This is a genomic window from Cutibacterium porci (genome assembly GCF_009696315.1).
Classification (GTDB): domain Bacteria; phylum Actinomycetota; class Actinomycetes; order Propionibacteriales; family Propionibacteriaceae; genus Cutibacterium; species Cutibacterium porci.
Genome location: NZ_VUMG01000003.1, coordinates 271,084 through 288,220 on the forward strand (window position 1 = coordinate 271,084; position 17,137 = coordinate 288,220).

The window sequence follows — 17,137 nt, forward strand, 5'->3', positions numbered from 1 at the left end:
ATGACTGACATCACCACCGAGGATCGTCCCACCGGTCTGACAGGCGTGCCGCTGGCGATCGAGCCGCTCAAGCGTCGGGACTTCGCCTCCGACCAGGAGGTGCGCTGGTGCCCCGGCTGCGGGGATTACGCCATCCTGTCTACCTTCCAGGGTGTGCTGCCCGATTTGGGTATCGCTAAGGAAAACGCCGTCGTCATCTCGGGTATCGGCTGTTCCTCACGCTTCCCGTATTACATGAATACCTACGGTATGCACTCCATTCACGGTCGCGCTCCGGCCATCGCGACGGGGGTGGCGGTATCCCGACCAGACTTGGCCGTGTTCGTCATCACCGGCGACGGCGACGCCCTGTCTATCGGCGGTAATCACCTCATCCACGCCATGAGGCGCAACGTCAACCTGACGATCCTCATGTTCAACAACAGGATTTACGGTCTGACGAAAGGCCAGTACTCCCCCACCTCGGAGGCTGGCAAGGTGACGAAGTCCTCCCCGATGGGATCGATCGACGCGCCGTTCAACCCGTTGGCAGTGGCATTGGGGGCGGGCTGCTCTTTCGTAGCTCGTGCCGTCGATTCCGATCGTAAGCATCTTGCTCAGGTACTCACCGCCGCCGCCAAGCACCGCGGCACCTCGTTTGTCGAGATGTACCAGAACTGCCCGATCTTCAACGATGGGGCGTTCGATGACTACAAGGGGCCCGAGGCCGCCCAGCACCTCATCCGGCTCGTTGACGGACAGCCGGTGCTCGTCGGTGCTGACGGTTCCCGTGGCGTGGTGCGAGACCCTGTCAGCGGCGAATTGACGGTAGCTGACGTCGCCGAGGTGGGCATGGACCACGTGCTTGTTCACGACTCTCATCGCGCCGATCCATCGTTAGCTTTTGAGTTGGCGCACTTGGATGACGGCACCATCGTCACCCAGACGCCGGTCGGTGTCTTCCGTGACGTGGACCTCCCTACCTATGACGACCAGGCCCGTGCCCAGCTGAAGCTAGCTGCTGGCGATGCCACCGATCCTGATTCTCGTGACCGCGCCTTACAGCAGCTGCTGCTCGGCAGCGATACCTGGCAGGTTCAGGGCTGACGGCCCCCGGGGCCACGGTCGGACGTGGCCCCGGCGCGCACATAGCGACTTGTGGCCAGGACGCTGGCAAGGTTCTCGGCCATGTCTGGCCGAATAGTGGCCGAAGTTATGACAGGCAGAATGCACGGCGCATCCGGCGGATAGGCTGGACCTCATGACCGCATCCTTCCAGGACCGGGACTCCGACGTCCGCCCAGCTGATGACCTTTTCCGCCACGTCAACGGGTCGTGGCTGTCAACAACGACTATCCCTGACGATCAGGCAAGCACCGGATCGTTCCGGGTATTGCGTGACAACTCCGAAGCCGCCGTTCACGACATTCTTGAGGAGTTGACGTCTGGCGATGCCCACGAGTTGCGGCAGGTAGCCAGCGCGTCAACTGACCACGAAGTCGACCTTATGGCAGAGCTATACCGCCGATTCATGGACTCTGCCGCTGTCGAAGCCGCCGGCACAACCCCCTTGACGCCGATCTTGGCGCGCATCGACCGCGTAACAACGACACCTGAATTCATGACGTTGTTGGGCCAGCATTACCGCGAATCCCTCGGTGCCCTGTTTTACCTCACTGAGGAATCCGACCCCGCCGACCCCACTCGTTATGTGCCCTGGATGGGGCAAGCTGGGTTAGGCCTACCTGACGAGGCCTACTACCGTGACGATGACAAGGCCGAGGTTCGCGAGGCGTATGTGGGCCACGTCACTCGGATGTTCACCTTGGCTGGGCTGGACAATGCCGCCGACCAGGCGCGGGCCGTCATGGATCTCGAAACCGAAATCGCATCCCATCACTGGGATCAGGTCCGCTGCCGGGATATGAAGGCAGCCTTCAATCCCAAGACCTTTAGCGAGCTATCGAGCACCCATCCGGGTCTCCACCTCGATCTGTGGCGTGAGGGTGCGCGCATCCCCGTCGACGTGCTGGCTACCATCGTCGACAACCAGCCGTCGTTCTTCGACGAGGTTGAGCCGATGCTGATTGACCGACGCCTTGACCAGTGGAAGGCGTGGGCTCGCTGGCACGCCATCTCTTCCCTGGCCCCTTACCTCAGCTCAGCCTTCGTCAATGAAGACTTCGATTTTTACGGTCGCGTCCTTAGCGGCACCCCTGCGCTCAAGGCTCGATGGAAGCGCGGCGTCTCGTTCGTTGAATCGACCATGGGCGAGGCCGTCGGCAAACTCTATGTCGCTAGGCATTTCCCTCCAGCAGCCAAAGAGCGGATGGACAACCTCGTCGCCAACTTATTGGCGGCATACCGTCAGTCCATCTCGACACTGACATGGATGAGCGAGTCAACCCGAGCTGAAGCCCTTGACAAGCTCTCAGCCTTCCGCCCGAAGATCGGCTACCCAGAACGCTGGCGGGACTTCTCGGCATTCCAGTTACCGCACGGTAACCTCGTTGACGCCGCAATGGCGTGCAGCTCATTCCAGCTCGACTACACCATCGAGAAACTCTCGGGGCCGATGGATCCTGACGAGTGGCTGATGTTCCCTCAAACGGTCAACGCCTACTATCACCCATTGCGCAACGAGATCGTCTTCCCCGCGGCCATCCTGCAACCGCCATTCTTCGACGTCGAGGCCGACGACGCCGTCAACTACGGCGGGATAGGGGCCGTCATCGGCCACGAGATCGGTCACGGTTTCGACGACCAGGGCTCGACCTGCGATGGGGCTGGAAGGCTACGCGACTGGTGGACCGCTGAGGACCGTTCCGCCTTCGAGGAGCGCACCAAGGGTCTCATCGACCAGTATGACGCCCTTGTGCCGCTGCAGCTACAGCCAGACGGCCCTCACGTCAACGGATCCCTGACCATCGGCGAAAATATCGGCGACCTCGGCGGGGCAGGAATCGCCTTCAAGGCCCTGCAGATTTCTTTTGCGGGAGCCGAACCCGAACCGATCGACGGCCTGCCGTGGCAGCAGCGTTTCTTCCTGTCTTACGCCCGGATCTGGCGGGAAAAGCAGCGCGACGAATCCCTGCGTACACAGATTGCGACGGACCCGCACTCACCCACCGAGTTCCGCAGTAACCAGATCGTCCGCAACATCGACGCCTTCTATGACGCCTTCGACGTCACCGAAAACGACCCGATGTGGCTGGCCCCCGAGAAGCGGGTCACCATCTGGTGATGATAATGCCCCCGCTAACCCGGGGGCATTTCTCATGCTCAGGTCGCATCGTCAGTGTCATTGTTCGCGCAGCAACTCGTAAGGCTTGTGAGACTTCACCGAAGCAATAGTGCGCGGCAAGCACCCCAGCGGCACGGCAGCAAGAAGGAGCAGGGGGAACCATGCTCCTTGTTCCAGCACATCGGCCAGCGGCACCGGGGACATCGCCACCGGACCCACCCCAGCAGCCGTCAACGCCATCGCTACACCACACAGCACCAGCCCAACAACAACGATTCCCAGCGCCATCACCACACCAATGAGAAAGGCCTCCATTTCTAGGCAACCGAGAATCCACTCCCCCGAGCGGCCGAAAGCCTTAAATACTGCAATCTGAGACCCCCGCTGACGCGAGATCGTCGAGCCAACACTGACCCCAAGCACCAATGCCGCTACACAGATGACGACGATGAGGATCGTCTGCATCCGCTGGACATCGGAGGTCATCTGATCGGCGTATCCGACCACATCAGCCTGGCTGGTTGCCGAAAATCCTGCCTGGCTTAGCTGCCGATGGACGTCAGCGACGTGGGCGCGCGAATCAGCCTCGACATAGGCCCTCGACACGCCCTGCTTATCAAACGCTTGAGGGGACATCCCTGCGTTGGCAGCCTCCCAATTCTTGGCGTCGTCGACATGAACGTAGACCGTATCGGGACCGTCATTGTTCGGACGGCTGGAGTCGTAAAGGCCAACAACCTTGAGCTTCGTCGGGACAGCCTCAGCTTCAGATGCCTTCGTCTTGCGCTGATACGACACATTGATCGTCGTCCCCAGCAAAGCGTTGAGATCATGACCGTTTACCGCATCTGGCACGATGATTTCCCCTGGCCGCACTGGCCTGGTGGGGCCGTCAAAGGCCACCGTGGCGGGAGGAACATCGGGAATCTGTGCCGTGGCCCATACGATCTGCGGAAGCCCATTGTCGTCGTCGCAGAGCAGTCCCGCCTGCGACCACTCGTAGACCTTCGCCACATGGTCCATGCCCATCATCTGCCGGCGAGCTGCCGCGTTAATCGGGCCACTAGACCCACGCCCCGTACTGTCAACAACAACATAGTTGAGTCTCTTGCCCGCGTCAGCGGCGTCAATCTGGTCACGAACATGGCCTGCGACGATGGTGTTCATCGCTAGAGCGCATCCTCCCAGCAAGGCCAGGACGATGATGAACCAGCGCTGTCGGGGCAAGCTGGAGCGTCGCAAGGACACCCAGGCGTGACGCGATGCTGACATGCTCATCGTGTCGCCTCCACCGTGACGCTCAGATGTGGAAGGTCGATCGGTTGGTGCGATGCCATGATGATCGTTCCTCCGTCATCCAAGTAGTCCTGAAGCAGTTTCTCCACGGCCCACCGATTGTCGTCGTCAAGGGATGCCGTCGGCTCATCTGCCAGCAAGACTGCGGGCCGCGACGCCACAGCCCGGACGACGGCCACCCGCTGCTGCTGCCCACCGGACAACGTGCTGGCCTGCTGATTGGCCAGGTCAGCCATGCCGCAAGAGGCCAGCAACTGATACGCGATCTCGGCTTCGGCGCACAGAGCGGCGTTCTCCCAGACAGTGAAGTACGGGGTGAGGAATGGGTACTGGAAGGCGTAGGCAACCAGCCCCCTCACGGCGAGCCTGCTCAGGATCACGGTCGCCATGACCATGAGCAATGGTGATGTGCCCGCTCGTCACTGGAAGCAGGCCACCGATCATGGCCATCATGGTCGACTTACCCTGACCGGATGCTCCCTTGATGAGACATGCCTGACCTGCGTCAACAGTCGCATCGGCGCAATGAATCGTGCAACCCCCACGCGCGGAATCGCCCGAGGGGAATGTCTTGGTCACACCTTGCCAAGAAACCGTCATGTCACCACGCCCAATTCCCGGAATACCTCAACAGGTACGCCGATTCGATACTGCACTTGTCCTTGACCGGCTTTCCATTGCGAATGAGCACCGGACCAAGGTCCTTCCTCGGACATGGCGCATCCGCGAGACTGTCGCCGATGCGTTGCAACTGGGAACGAGACAATGTAGAGACGGTATTCGCCGCCGACAAGGCCATCGCGATAGTCGTACTCGGGCCACTGTAGGTCTCGAGATGGCGCAAATACCCGTCCGAGATCGACTCCCACCCCCATTTCTCGGCGTCCTTAGCATTGCTGAATAGGTCGGCACTGGCCAGCGCCTGCATCGCCCACCGAGCCTCCTCGGAAGAAGTCGTCTTGACCTTCCACGGTGTGAGGCACAACCCGTCGTTGGACAGGCCGATCTCCCGCCTCATCGCCGCGATGGGCAGATCCGTCATCACCGTCTTTCTCGTGATGCAGCCCTTCGGCGGGCGGGTACGTTTGTCGACCTCTGATCTCTCCTTGTCGGACAACGTGTTGAGGGTTTTCAGGGATGACGCCGCCATGAGTTGGTTGACGTGGGCCTGCCGACTGTCTCCACCATTCACCAAATACGGGCGCAAAGCCGCGACCAGATGATCATGAGCGTAGCCATCGTCGTCGGGTAGATCGTGACCGTCGATGAGCCGGAGGTACTCATATGTGCTCTTGAGTGTCCCATTGACTGACGAATTCGCCGGCTCGCGAATGAGGGAGTTGGAGGGGCTGAGGACCGTCCCGAGGTTATCGACAACGGGTGCCTGTGCATCATCAGAGCACGCAGTAGGCAGGAGAAGCAAGATGGCTGCCACCCCCGCCAAGAATCGTTGAAACGACATACCGCAAACACTATGACGCAACAGGCTTACCCCGACGATCGCGACAGCGTCACCGGTGAACGAACTTGTCATGCCGACGTTGACACTGGGCTCACAACTGTGTCCCGATGTGTCGAGGTCAACAGAAAAATCGACACCCCGCAGACTGTGACCCGTTGAGGAGTTATCCTGCGGTCAGCTGCGGCCACGGCAAAACCGCGCAACACGATATTCGGTATCAGGGAAGATCACGTCATGCCCGAATCACAAGCCTTTGCCTTGCAGTCAACCAGCGAAATCTTCAAGAACAAGTTCGATTCAGCTCTCCTTCGTCACGACGCTTGGTGGCTCGTGTTCATCGCAGTGCTCATCGGGCTGGGCGCTTCCATCCTTGCTGCTATGGCTATCTGGTGCGTCGTCAACCAGCACGGGAAGTTCACCGGCCACTGGAAATGGGTCAAGTACGGCATCTCCGTTTCTATGGAGTGTGCACGCTAATGCGTCCACCCCATGGCGTTGGCTGGCCCACCTCCCCGCGAGAGGGGCCAGCTCCCTCAGACACATCGATGCTGGAAGACCCATGTCCTCACCACAAACCTGTCGTCGAGATCGAGCATTTAAATTTTCAATACTCTGATTCCCCGATCCTCAACGATGTCACTCTGTCAATTGCCCAAGGATCCTGTCTTGCACTCATCGGTCCCAATGGATCGGGAAAGTCCACCCTGTGCAAGATCGTGCAGGGCATCCTCGCTGCCCCGAAGACGGCGACGACCACTGTTCTCGGCTACCCCTGCGGTTCCCGAGTAGCGTGCAGGGCGATCTCCTACTGCGCCGACAACGACCACCTGCCGCAATTCCTCACCGGGGCAGAATTCATCTCTTATACCCTGTCCCTCAGGTGCCCATCGCGTGTCAAGAAACCGCGTCTTCGTGGTGCTACAGCTGACATCTTTGAACGTTTAGGAATGGCCGGCCGCCAGGACGAGCTCATGGAGACCTACTCCCATGGCATGCTCAAGAAGACTCAGATCGCGGCTGCCCTGCTCGCCCACTCGCCCGTCATCATCATCGACGAGGCGCTTAACGGCATCGACATCGAGGCCCAGATGGCAATCGAGGACGCCCTTTTCAGCCACATCCGGCAAGGCGGTACGCAGATCATCTGCAGCCACGATTTCGCCATGCTAGACCGCTGCGCGACCCACATCGCGATGCTCGATTACGGGAATCTCGTTGAATTCTCGAGTGTCGACGAATTGCGCGCCAACCGTGCCACTATCCGTGATCTCATTGTTGGGTATATGGGACTAAACGATGACACCAATGGACGAGACTGAAACCTCCCGGGTAGCCAATGGCGATCCACTCATTCTGACCCGAATCACCGTCGCACCCACACCTCGACGTCAGCTCGGCGAAACCGTTTCGCGAACCATCATTGTAATGCGCCTAATGGGGGCGTATCTGATCCGCGTTGTCATTGGAAAAGGAGTCCTCAAATCACGTGCTATCCGCCTCGGCGTCTTCGCTTGCTTGGTGCTCTTTCTTCTCATCGCGACTGTTCTTGCGATTATTCTGACCCGAGACGTGGCGAATGGGGCAACGATCCGTGACCTTGTCCTGACCATCAACTCCCTGTCTTCCGTGGTGTGGACAGCAGTCGCCTTCCTCATCGTCAAGATACTTATGGCTGACGCCGGCACTATGATGGCTATCACCCACCATCTTCCGATCACGAACCGAGAGCGTCAGCGTGCCGTGGGGGTCCTCGACGCATTAGCCACTCTGATCATCGTGATCATCGGCATGTTCACCACCAGCGTCTCGTCTCTCGTGAATTTCGGCATCTCAGCCGTCCCAGGATTAATCACATGCGTCGTCATGCCAGCAACCGCCACCTATGCGACCCTGGAACTATCCCACCGGTGTTGTGACCTCGCGCTCGCCCGAACCCCGTTTCGTCGCGCCCGTCAACCAATCCTTGCAGTGATGTTCTTCCTCATCGTCCTCGCACTGTGGCAGTCGATGCCCACCATGCTAGCTGCCATCACCTCCTCCCCAGAACCGTTCACCGTCTGGCCCCTCGTCTTCCACGACATCAATCTGTATTACGGCTCTCCAGCAACCACAGGTTGTTTCCTCGCTCTGATCGTGGTGAGTTTCCTGCCGGTCATGGTCTTGCCGACATCGCCGTTAGACATACGGCACCGCTTCGTCATGCTTCCCGTCGTCGGCCTCAATGCGTCCTTCTTCGATACGGCGCCCCAGTTCCGGGCTCTCTTCCGCAGCCGGTACACCCTGCAGGCGGCTCTGCTCTCAGCGGGATTCGTCGCGCTTTTGGCCACCCGTGTCGCAGGCCCGTCATCAGTATGGGGGGTGGAACCCCTGACCATCGGTGGATTCTTCCAATACGCCACCCTCGCACCGAGCTTCCGCATCTTTGAACCGCGGCTACCAGCATCGCGCTTCTACCTTCGGCTGCTCGCCGCACAATACGCCCTCGTCGCCCCGATGCTTGTCGTGGCAGTGTTGATCGACATCTTCACCAATCACCCGGCACATTCCACCATCCTCGCTACCGCCGGAGTATGCGGATCAGCCCTTATCACCATTGGTGTCGGGATTTTTGTCCCTGCTCGCGACGACAATCCCCTGTCGATCCTGCTGGGTTGCGCGATTGTGCTGACCATCGGAATGGCGCTCGTCGTATTCTGCGGAATCCTCCATCTTCCTGCCGCAGCATCTATCGGCCTTGGTATCGCCTGCGCAGCCTTACTCATCACCTACAGCATCGTCACCATTTCGGATCAACGGAAGGCAGCCCGATGAAGAACCCTAAAGTCTACCTGACAAGCCTAATCATCGCGATCATTGCGACACTAACACTGGCCACCGGAACCATCTTGATCCTGATGTTTTCGGTGCACGACGAGTCGGCTTACCGAACTGGTCTCTTCGGGTCGGTATATTTCCGGGCCGCACCCAACCCCCAAGGCAATATCGACGCGACGATGGGTGTCGCGTCGCTGCCACGGCTAGGCATCGTCGCAGCCGCGATATTTGCCTTCACCCTCCTCGTCTCAGCTATCTATTTTCGGCTCAAGGCCTACCGTGCATCACTCATCCAATAATCGTGCGGTGTGGCAACACCCGCGGGATCTCAGCTTGCAGCCGTTAGCCAGACACCTCGTTTTCATAGGATTCGCGCCTGGGGCCATCCTCGCCTTCGGATGGGCATTTTGTGCTGCCCACGGCGCGAACGGCTCACATCGGGTACCCCACGCTCACTCCTGTCCGCGTGACTCGATCGCCTCTGCCATCGCCAGGGCTCGTCGGGCAGTATCGACGTGAAGGTTCTCAATCATGCGGCCATGGTAGGTAACAACACCCGAGCCATTCCCGCTCTCCCAGGCGTCGATGATGCCGCGGGCCTCCGCGACCTGTTCAGCGTCGGGTGCGAAAACCTCGTTGGCCGGGCCGACCTGGCCTGGGTGAATGAGCGTCTTGCCGTCGAATCCCATGAGCTGGGCTTCACGGCACTGGGCGGTGAATCCCTCGACGTCACGAACATCGTTATAGACCCCGTCAAGGATGACGACATCGGCCGCCCGAGCAGCCAACAGGCACATCTGCAGGGCCGTCGTCACCGGCGCGCGACCCGGTACATGGGATGCGCGCAGTTCTTTGGTGAGGTCGTTGGTGCCCATGATGAGCACCGTCAACCGGTCGGAAGCCACCGCGATGTCACGGCAATCCAGCACCGCCTGTGGAGTCTCGATCATCGCCCACAGCTTGACACTCTCATCGGCCCCAGCCGCCTCCATGTCGGAGACGATGGAACGAACCTGCTCAGCAGAGCCAACCTTGGGCACCGCGATAGCATCCGGGCCAGCGGCAACTGCGGCAGCCAGGTCATCGCGATACCACTGGGTGTCCATCCCGTTGACACGGATGGCAACCTCCCGGTAACCGTACGGATGCTCTTTCACAACGCCAGCCGCGCGCTCACGGGCTTCAACCTTGAGATCGGGGGCCACCGCGTCTTCTAAATCAATAATGATGCCGTCGCAGTCAATGCTGCGGGCCTTCTCCAGCGCCCTGGCATTAGCGCCGGGCATGAATAAAACAGAACGACGAGGGCGCAAAGAATCCATGCCCCCAATTGTGCCGCACTGGTGTCAGCGACGACGCAACAGATAGGTGTCAAACACCCATCCCAAACGCTTCTCGGCGTCAGCACGGGCGCTCAGTATCTCATCACGGACCTCGGCGAGATCCCCACTGATAAGAATTTCGTCAGGCGTACCGATATAGGCCGCCCAGTAAATATCAATGCCAGTGGGGTCAATAAGGCTAAAAGTCTGACGCCCGTCAAGCATAACGATGACGTCGTCAACCCCCTCCGGCATCCCGTCGGCCAGCAACCGGGCCGGCGAGATCTGCAGCGCGCGGCCCTGCCGATTGAGCGGAATCTGGTGACGCGATGCTAGCGACAGCGAACTCGATATACCAGGTATCACGTTGAGTTCGATCGGTACGCCACCGTCAACGTCAACGGCAGCGATAAGCTTTTTCACAATTGCCAACGTCGACTCAAATAGGCCCGGGTCACCCCACACCAGGAATCCACCGCGTTGGCCGTCAGCAAGGTTGTCAGCCACAGCGTGGGTCCACTGGTCGAGTCGCTGGCGACGCCACGTGGCGACGGCCTCCTTGTAGTTGTCAGCGGTTTTCCAGGGGCGCGGCGCATCCTGCAACTCGACAATGCGCATACCCTCCGCCTCGGCGCCAGGGCGATGACGACGCAGCAGTTCGCGGCGGAACTCAACGAGATCGTCGACGTCATGCTCCTTGAGGACCACGAACAGCACGTCAAGGTGCTCAATGGCGTCGACGGCGGCCAGCGTCAGCCAGTCCGGGTTGCCGGGCCCAATGCCGATGAGATCAAGATGACGGGACACGATGCCTCCTAGGTGGTTCCGGGCGTCACGAGGACCGAGAGACAACCTCATCGCAGAGGGCCGCAAGGGCTTGCTTGGCGTCACCGTCCGGCAACGGGGCTAAATGGGTGCGGGCACGATCAGCCCGGCGCTGGATCTCGACACGAGCCTCTTCGATAACGTGATTGGCACGCAGCTGCTCTAATACGTCAGCGAGCACAGCATCGTCGGACAGGTCAGCATCAAGCATCCCCTTAAGCTCGGCGTCTGCCGGGTCATCAGAAGCGCGCAACAGCAGAGTCGGCAGGGTCGGGACGTTCTCGCGCAGATCCGTGCCTGGGGTCTTTCCTGTCACCGTCGAGGTGATGTCAATGAGGTCATCAGCGAGCTGAAACACCTCGCCAATATCCTCACCAAACTGCTCCAACGCAGTCACCGTCTCCACAGATGCGTGGGACACCATCGCCCCGAAAACAGCAGATGCGGCAATGAGTGACCCCGTTTTATCGGCAACGACTTTAAGGTAATGAGCCAGCGGGTCCTCACCCTCGGATGGCCCACGGGTCTCGGCGATCTGCCCCTGCACCAGACGAGAGAACGTCTGCGCCTGCAACTTGACGAAATCGACGCCCAGCTCCGCCACAGCGAGGGAAGCCTTGGAGAACAAGTAGTCGCCCACCATGATGGCCACCGAGTTACCCCACCGGAGGTTCGCCGAGGGGGCCCCGCGACGTTTGGATGCCTCGTCCATAACGTCGTCGTGGTACAGCGACGCGACGTGGGTAAGCTCCATCACCACGGCAGCACGCACGAGGTCAGCATCACGGACCTCGTCACCGAATTGGGAACACAACACCACCAGCAACGGACGAAACCTTTTGCCGCCAGCGGAAATAATATGGTTGGCAGCCTCGGTCACAAAGGGGGTTTCGGCGCCGGCCTGACGGCCTAGCTCGTCCTCGACGAGGGCAAGTTTGGCGCTCACCAAATCGGTGAACTCGCTGCTGGCGCTGTACGACACGGTTCTCCTCTTCCGACCAGGCGGCCGCCCGGTACTCGTCCGGCCGTCGTCTCGACGCGACCCGGCCAACTCCCACATTACTGGCTCCCTAGTGCCCGCGTCTTGCTGGGAAGCTATTGCTCCGCATGATGTAGCTAGGCCGGGGTCATACCCTTACGGATAGTGGCCCCGGCCCAATAGACAAAACCCCCGCTACCACAACTCAGCGCAGGAACGTGCTCGCCTGGTTGAACAGGTCAATAACGGGTTGCGGGGCAACACCCATGACGATGGTGAAGACCGCGCACACAATGAGGGTGATCCATCCGGCGACAGACGGCTCAGCAACCTCGACGGGATCGTCCCCCTCCTTCGGCGACCGGAAGAACACCACGACGATGATACGCAGGTAGAAGGCTGCCGCCACCAAGGAGAACAGCACCCCAACCAACACCAGCCAGGCGTATCCGCCGCGCCATCCGGCCAAGAAAACCACCAGCTTGCCGGTGAACCCTGCTGTCAGCGGGATACCCGCGAAACTCAGCACAAAGATGACCACCAGCACGCCGATCCACGGATGGGTGCGCCCAATACCGGCCCAGGATGCAATCTCGGTGGATTCACCACCCGCGCGACGCACCATAAGGATGAGCAGCCAGAAACCGATCGACGCAAGACCATAGGCCGTCATGTAGACCAAAACCGACGACACCGAGCCCGTCTGACCCTCAACCATGCCCGTCTGGGTCGTCCATGCCCCAACGACACCGACGAGCACGAAGCCAGCATGGGCGATGGCGGAATAGGCCAACAGACGCTTCATATCCGTCTGCGCGAGACCCACAATCGCGCCGACACCCATCGAGGCGACAGCCACGACGGCCAGCACGATCTGCCAGTCCCATCTCAGCGCACCCAGACCGACGTACAGGACGCGCATCAGGCCGACGAGGGCAACGAGCTTCGTCGCGACAGCCATCCAGCCGCTAACCGGAGTTGGCGCGCCAGTGTAGACATCGGGCGTCCAGGACGCGAACGGAACCGCGCCAATCTTGAACAGCAGGCCGACGGCCACCAGAACCATGCCCGCAACGATGAGCTTCGACGAGCCGACCTGGGTGACGCCCACAGCGGCCACGTCGCCTAGCTTGAAGCTACCGGCGCATCCGTACAGCAGCACGATGCCGTACAGGAACAAGGCCGAGGAGAGCGAACCCAACAGGAAATACTTCAGCGCTGCTTCCTGGGACAGGAGTCGACGACGCCGCGACATGCCGCACAACAAGTACAACGGCAGGGAGAAGATCTCCAAAGCGACGAACATCATGATGAGGTCGTCAGCCGCAGCAAAGCACATCATGCCCAGCACTGCGAACGTCAGCAGCGGGTAGACCTCGGTGTGCTCACGATGGTCCTGCTCTGCCTTGGCCTCCATCGGCGATCCAGGCACCGATGAGGCGCTGGCGACAAACGCCGTCTGGGCGGTCCCGACGCGTTCAGCGAAGAGCACCACGGCACCAAGACTGGTCACTAGCAGAATGACCCAGGTAGCCAGAGTCGGACCGTCGAGTGCCAGGGTTCCCTGTCCGGCAACGATCCTTGTACCGTGGGCAACGGTCACCAGTGTCGAAGCGACGGCTACACCCAAAGCAACGACCGTCAAGGCGATCTGGACCGGTCGTCGAGCTGGCCGCGGCACAAAGGCTTCCACCAGCACGGCTAAGCAGGCCCCGGCCATGAGTACGAAGACCGGCGTCAGCGGTCCCCACTCGATGTGCGGTGCCGCGACATCGAGGAGCGCTGGCAACCCAGACGCGGTAATCAACAGGGCGGGATTCACTTGAGACCCTCCTTGACGACGGGTGCCGGATCAGTGGCGTGGACCTGGGTCATAGTGGCTGTAGCTACCGGTTCAATGGCGTGCAACATCGGCCTCGGGAAGAACCCGAACACCAGCAACAAAATGATGAGCGGTGCAAGCACCAACTTCTCCCGGCCACTGAGATCACTGACGTGCTCAGACACGCCTTGCACAGAGCCAGTCATGGTGCGTCGGTAGGTCACCAGAACGTAAACCGCAGCCAACACCATGCCGATGGTGGAAACGGCGACGTAAATCGGATGACGTGACCATGCCCCGGCCAATGCCATAAATTCGCTGACGAAGTTCCCGGTGCCAGGCAGCGACAGAGTCGCCAGCCCCGCAAAGAGGAAGGTTCCGGCGAGCACCGGAGCGACCTTCTGGACACCACCGTAACCGTCGACCTTCGCCGTCCCGCCCCGGCGCACCAAGAAACCGAGTACCAGGAATAGCGCAGCCGTCGAGAAACCGTGGTTAAACATGTAGAAGATCGAGCCGGTGATCGAGGTCGTCGTCAAAGCGAAAATGCCAATCACCATGAATCCGAAGTGGCTCACGGAGGTGTATGAGACGAACCGCATGAGGTCGCTCGATGTGGCGGCCATCATTGCGCCCCACAGTACCGAGATAATCGCCAAAGTCAGGACGAAGGGGGTGGCCCAGTCGGACGCCGCCGGGAACAAGCCCAGGCACAACCTCAGCATTCCGAAAGTGCCGATCTTGTCGAGCAGACCGACGAGCAACGATGACGCCCCCGCAGTGGCTTGTTCGGCGGTATCAGGCAGCCAGGTGTGAACCGGCACCATTGGCGCCTTGATCGCGAAGGCGATAAAGAACCCGACGAAGAGCTCTTTACCAATCGTCCCGGAGAAATCCACTGTGGCCAGGTCGCTCAGGAGGAAGGATCCGCCATGCACCCCGACGCCGATGACAGCGAAGAGCATAACCAGTCCACCTGCCAACGAGTACAGCAGGAACTTCATCGCCGCTCGACCTCGTCGTGGGCCGCCCCATCCTGCGATCAAGAAATACATCGGAATGAGGGTGGCCTCGAACATGAGGTAGAACAGCAGGACGTCGGTGGCTGCGAAGCAGTAGATCGCAAGTCCCTCAAGCATGAGGGCTAGGCCGAAGAACGCCCCCGTTGACCAGCGGGCCGTCTCGTCGTCGCCCACATGCCATTCGGCAAGCAGCACCACTGGAACAAGGATCACGACCAGCAGAATCATCGTCAGCGAAAGGCCATCACCGCCGAGGGCATACCAGGCTCCAACAGCGCGGATCCAGCGATGGGTTTCCGACAGGTCGGTGCCATTAACTCCGACGACGAAGGCGTAAACGCCCAGCACCAGGGTGACCAGCGAGAACACCATTCCGGTGCTTCGCGCCGCGGCCCCACGCAGCATCATGGTGATAACGCCGCCGACGAGTGGCAGCAGCGCGATCACTGTGAGGATCGGGAAAGACATGTCAGCTCCTCCTGCGCTCAGGCCATCCGGCCCAGGACGACGACGAGTCCAACAACCAGCACGCCAACAACCATCATGAGGCCGTAACTGCGCACGTAGCCGTTCTGGACTTTGCGGATGATCTGGGAACACGCTGTGGTGACGGAGCCAGCGCCGTTGACCAGGCCGTCAACCACTGAGTGGTCGAAGCCCGCTACACCACCGGCAAGCCAGCGCCCCGGCTTCACCACAACAGTGTCATTGACGTCGTCACCGAAGAGGTCGTGACGACCAGCGACCAGCAGAGGATCGTGAGTCTCGGGCTCCTCGCTTGGCACGTCGTGACGATTGAGAAGCCAGCCTGCCAGGATGCCGAGGATCACCACGACGAGGGTGACAACCCCAATCACGCCCATATGCCACATACCGACGTGCTCAACCTCAGCGCCCGTAGCTGGAGCCAACCAGTCGCCGATCCAGTTGTTCATAAAGGCACCGGCGAGGATCGACAAAATAGCCAACACGACGAGAGGGATCGTCATGACTGCCGGAGACTCGTGCGGGTGGACGTCCGCGCGCCAACGCTTAGTCCCCAAGAAGGTCAGCATCATGAGGCGAGTCATGTAGTAGGCGGTGATTCCGGCACCGATCAGGGCCAACACCCCAAAAACTGCACCCTTGTCGAAAGCAGCCTCGATGATGTGATCCTTAGAGAAGTAACCGGAAGTACCGGGAATACCAATGATGGCAAGGTAACCGCAGGCGAAGGTCCAGAAGGTAATGGGCATCACCTTAGACAACGCGCCGAAATGGTACATATCCGTATCGTCACCCGTACCGTGCATCACCGAACCAGCCCCGAGGAACATGTTCGCTTTAAAGAACCCATGGGTAAGCAGGTGGAAAATCGCCAGTGCGGCACCAGCCGGTCCGAGCCCTGCAGCCAGCATCATGTAACCGATCTGGCTCATCGTTGATCCGGCCAGGACCTTCTTAATGTCCTTCTTCGCCGAACCAATCCAAGCACCGAACAACAGGGTGACGGTGCCGACGATCGCCACAGCCAACGACGCCGCACCCGTCTGGGCGTAAATCTCATGAGAGCGCACTACCAGGTACACGCCAGCCGTCACCATCGTCGCCGCGTGGATGAGGGCTGACACCGGGGTCGGGCCCTCCATGGCGTCAAGCAGCCAGGCCTGCAATGGCACCTGTGCAGACTTACCGCACGCAGCCAGGAGCAGCATGAAGCCGAGCAGAGTGGCCCAGCTTGACGTCAGCCCGGAAGCCTTGGCCGAGACGTCGGCAAAACGCACACTGCCGAATTGGCTGAGCATGGTGAAGATCGCCATCACCAAACCGAGGTCACCGATGCGGTTCATGATGAAAGCCTTGTTACCAGCGCGGGCGGCAGCGGGACGACCAAACCAGAACCCGATGAGCAGGTAGGACGCCAAACCGACGCCCTCCCAGCCCACGAACAGGATGAGGTAGTTGTCCGCCAACACCAGCGTTAGCATCGCGGCGATGAAGAGGTTGAGGTAGGCAAAGAACCGACGGCGGTCGGTGTCATGGGCCATGTACCCGATGGCGTAAATATGAATCAGGGAGCCCACGAAGGTGATGAGCAGCACAAACAGAATCGACAGCTGATCGACCAGGAGTCCTACTCGCAGATCCCAGGATCCAGCGTCGATAAACCGGTAGACCCCAACTTCCACGGCACGAGACGCGCCGTCGCGTCCAAGCAGGTCGATGAAGAGGACCAACCCGATGACAAAAGAGACGATCGGAGCCACGGTGGCCAGCAGATGGCCCCAGGAGTCACTGCGGCGTCCAAGCACCAACAGCAGGCCAGCAACCACCAGTGGCACCGCAATCATGAGCCAGGCCACGTTGAACAAGCCAGTTTCTAGGACAGTCAC

General features: G+C 60.2%; 14 protein-coding genes and 1 pseudogene. 6 read left to right on the plus strand and 9 right to left on the minus strand.

What is annotated here, in order from left to right; translation table 11 throughout:
- A complete protein-coding gene (locus FYJ43_RS08745; RefSeq protein ID WP_154563966.1) occupies positions 1 to 1,086 on the plus strand; it encodes a 2-oxoacid:ferredoxin oxidoreductase subunit beta in 1,086 nt (361 codons plus the stop codon).
- A gap of 154 nt (positions 1,087 to 1,240) precedes the next feature.
- Complete coding sequence (locus FYJ43_RS08750; RefSeq protein WP_154563968.1) at positions 1,241 to 3,223, plus strand: M13 family metallopeptidase; 1,983 nt, start codon at positions 1,241 to 1,243, stop codon at positions 3,221 to 3,223.
- Positions 3,224 to 3,280: 57 nt separating this feature from the next.
- Here FYJ43_RS08750 and FYJ43_RS08755 read toward each other — a convergent pair whose 3' ends face one another.
- From FYJ43_RS08755 to FYJ43_RS08765, 3 genes and pseudogenes are all read right to left on the minus strand, one after another.
- Positions 3,281 to 4,501, minus strand: a complete 1,221-nt coding sequence (locus tag FYJ43_RS08755; RefSeq protein WP_154563970.1) for an ABC transporter permease family protein — start codon at positions 4,499 to 4,501, stop codon at positions 3,281 to 3,283.
- A pseudogene (locus FYJ43_RS08760) lies at positions 4,498 to 5,119 on the minus strand (ABC transporter ATP-binding protein). Before FYJ43_RS08760 ends, FYJ43_RS08755 begins: the two are co-directional and overlap by 4 nt.
- 1 nt (position 5,120) lies before the next feature.
- Positions 5,121 to 6,053, minus strand: a complete 933-nt coding sequence (locus FYJ43_RS08765) for a hypothetical protein (RefSeq protein ID WP_154563972.1) — start codon at positions 6,051 to 6,053, stop codon at positions 5,121 to 5,123.
- A 162-nt stretch (positions 6,054 to 6,215) separates the two neighbouring features.
- Here FYJ43_RS08765 and FYJ43_RS08770 point away from each other — a divergent pair, with 162 nt between their 5' ends.
- The 4 genes from FYJ43_RS08770 to FYJ43_RS08785 all read left to right on the plus strand — a co-directional run bounded on the left by FYJ43_RS08770 (position 6,216) and on the right by FYJ43_RS08785 (position 9,094).
- Positions 6,216 to 6,458, plus strand: a complete 243-nt coding sequence (locus FYJ43_RS08770; protein WP_154563974.1) for a hypothetical protein — start codon at positions 6,216 to 6,218, stop codon at positions 6,456 to 6,458.
- Complete coding sequence (locus FYJ43_RS08775; RefSeq protein WP_154563976.1) at positions 6,458 to 7,300, plus strand: ATP-binding cassette domain-containing protein; 843 nt, start codon at positions 6,458 to 6,460, stop codon at positions 7,298 to 7,300. The genes FYJ43_RS08770 and FYJ43_RS08775 overlap by 1 nt, the downstream gene beginning before the upstream one ends.
- Positions 7,301 to 7,397: 97 nt before the next feature.
- Entirely contained in the window at positions 7,398 to 8,792 is a 1,395-nt protein-coding gene (locus FYJ43_RS08780; RefSeq protein ID WP_326833552.1) for an ABC transporter permease, read from the plus strand.
- The gene (locus tag FYJ43_RS08785) at positions 8,789 to 9,094 is read left to right on the plus strand and encodes a hypothetical protein (RefSeq protein WP_154563980.1); all 306 of its coding nucleotides are present in this window, start codon (positions 8,789 to 8,791) and stop codon (positions 9,092 to 9,094) included. The genes FYJ43_RS08780 and FYJ43_RS08785 overlap by 4 nt, the downstream gene beginning before the upstream one ends.
- Before the next feature lie 153 nt (positions 9,095 to 9,247).
- Here the strand turns inward: FYJ43_RS08785 and FYJ43_RS08790 are convergent, their stop codons facing one another.
- The 6 genes from FYJ43_RS08790 to nuoL all read right to left on the minus strand — a co-directional run bounded on the left by FYJ43_RS08790 (position 9,248) and on the right by nuoL (position 17,137).
- Positions 9,248 to 10,117: an HpcH/HpaI aldolase/citrate lyase family protein gene (locus tag FYJ43_RS08790; RefSeq protein WP_268234110.1), complete on the minus strand. Its 870-nt coding sequence runs from the start codon at positions 10,115 to 10,117 to the stop codon at positions 9,248 to 9,250.
- A 24-nt stretch (positions 10,118 to 10,141) separates the two neighbouring features.
- The gene (gene cobF / locus FYJ43_RS08795) at positions 10,142 to 10,924 is read right to left on the minus strand and encodes a precorrin-6A synthase (deacetylating) (protein ID WP_326833507.1); all 783 of its coding nucleotides are present in this window, start codon (positions 10,922 to 10,924) and stop codon (positions 10,142 to 10,144) included.
- Between the two features lie 25 nt (positions 10,925 to 10,949).
- Positions 10,950 to 11,924: a polyprenyl synthetase family protein gene (locus tag FYJ43_RS08800; protein WP_326833508.1), complete on the minus strand. Its 975-nt coding sequence runs from the start codon at positions 11,922 to 11,924 to the stop codon at positions 10,950 to 10,952.
- Positions 11,925 to 12,126: 202 nt separating this feature from the next.
- Positions 12,127 to 13,743: an NADH-quinone oxidoreductase subunit NuoN gene (nuoN, locus tag FYJ43_RS08805; RefSeq protein WP_326833509.1), complete on the minus strand. Its 1,617-nt coding sequence runs from the start codon at positions 13,741 to 13,743 to the stop codon at positions 12,127 to 12,129.
- A complete protein-coding gene (locus FYJ43_RS08810; protein ID WP_154563984.1) occupies positions 13,740 to 15,233 on the minus strand; it encodes an NADH-quinone oxidoreductase subunit M in 1,494 nt (497 codons plus the stop codon). The genes nuoN and FYJ43_RS08810 overlap by 4 nt, the downstream gene beginning before the upstream one ends.
- Positions 15,234 to 15,250: 17 nt before the next feature.
- Complete coding sequence (gene nuoL, locus FYJ43_RS08815; RefSeq protein ID WP_326833510.1) at positions 15,251 to 17,137, minus strand: NADH-quinone oxidoreductase subunit L; 1,887 nt, start codon at positions 17,135 to 17,137, stop codon at positions 15,251 to 15,253.

Excerpts from the sequence above, each read along its gene's own strand:
- FYJ43_RS08765 (WP_154563972.1), bottom strand. The coding sequence starts at position 6,053 with ATGACAAGTTCGTTCACCGGTGACGCTGTCGCGATCGTCGGGGTAAGC.
- FYJ43_RS08790 (WP_268234110.1), bottom strand. The coding sequence starts at position 10,117 with ATGGATTCTTTGCGCCCTCGTCGTTCTGTTTTATTCATGCCCGGCGCT.
- FYJ43_RS08745 (WP_154563966.1), top strand. The coding sequence starts at position 1 with ATGACTGACATCACCACCGAGGATCGTCCCACCGGTCTGACAGGCGTG.
- FYJ43_RS08810 (WP_154563984.1), bottom strand. The coding sequence starts at position 15,233 with ATGTCTTTCCCGATCCTCACAGTGATCGCGCTGCTGCCACTCGTCGGC.
- FYJ43_RS08750 (WP_154563968.1), top strand. The coding sequence starts at position 1,241 with ATGACCGCATCCTTCCAGGACCGGGACTCCGACGTCCGCCCAGCTGAT.
- FYJ43_RS08775 (WP_154563976.1), top strand. The coding sequence starts at position 6,458 with ATGCGTCCACCCCATGGCGTTGGCTGGCCCACCTCCCCGCGAGAGGGG.
- FYJ43_RS08755 (WP_154563970.1), bottom strand. The coding sequence starts at position 4,501 with ATGAGCATGTCAGCATCGCGTCACGCCTGGGTGTCCTTGCGACGCTCC.
- FYJ43_RS08785 (WP_154563980.1), top strand. The coding sequence starts at position 8,789 with ATGAAGAACCCTAAAGTCTACCTGACAAGCCTAATCATCGCGATCATT.
- FYJ43_RS08770 (WP_154563974.1), top strand. The coding sequence starts at position 6,216 with ATGCCCGAATCACAAGCCTTTGCCTTGCAGTCAACCAGCGAAATCTTC.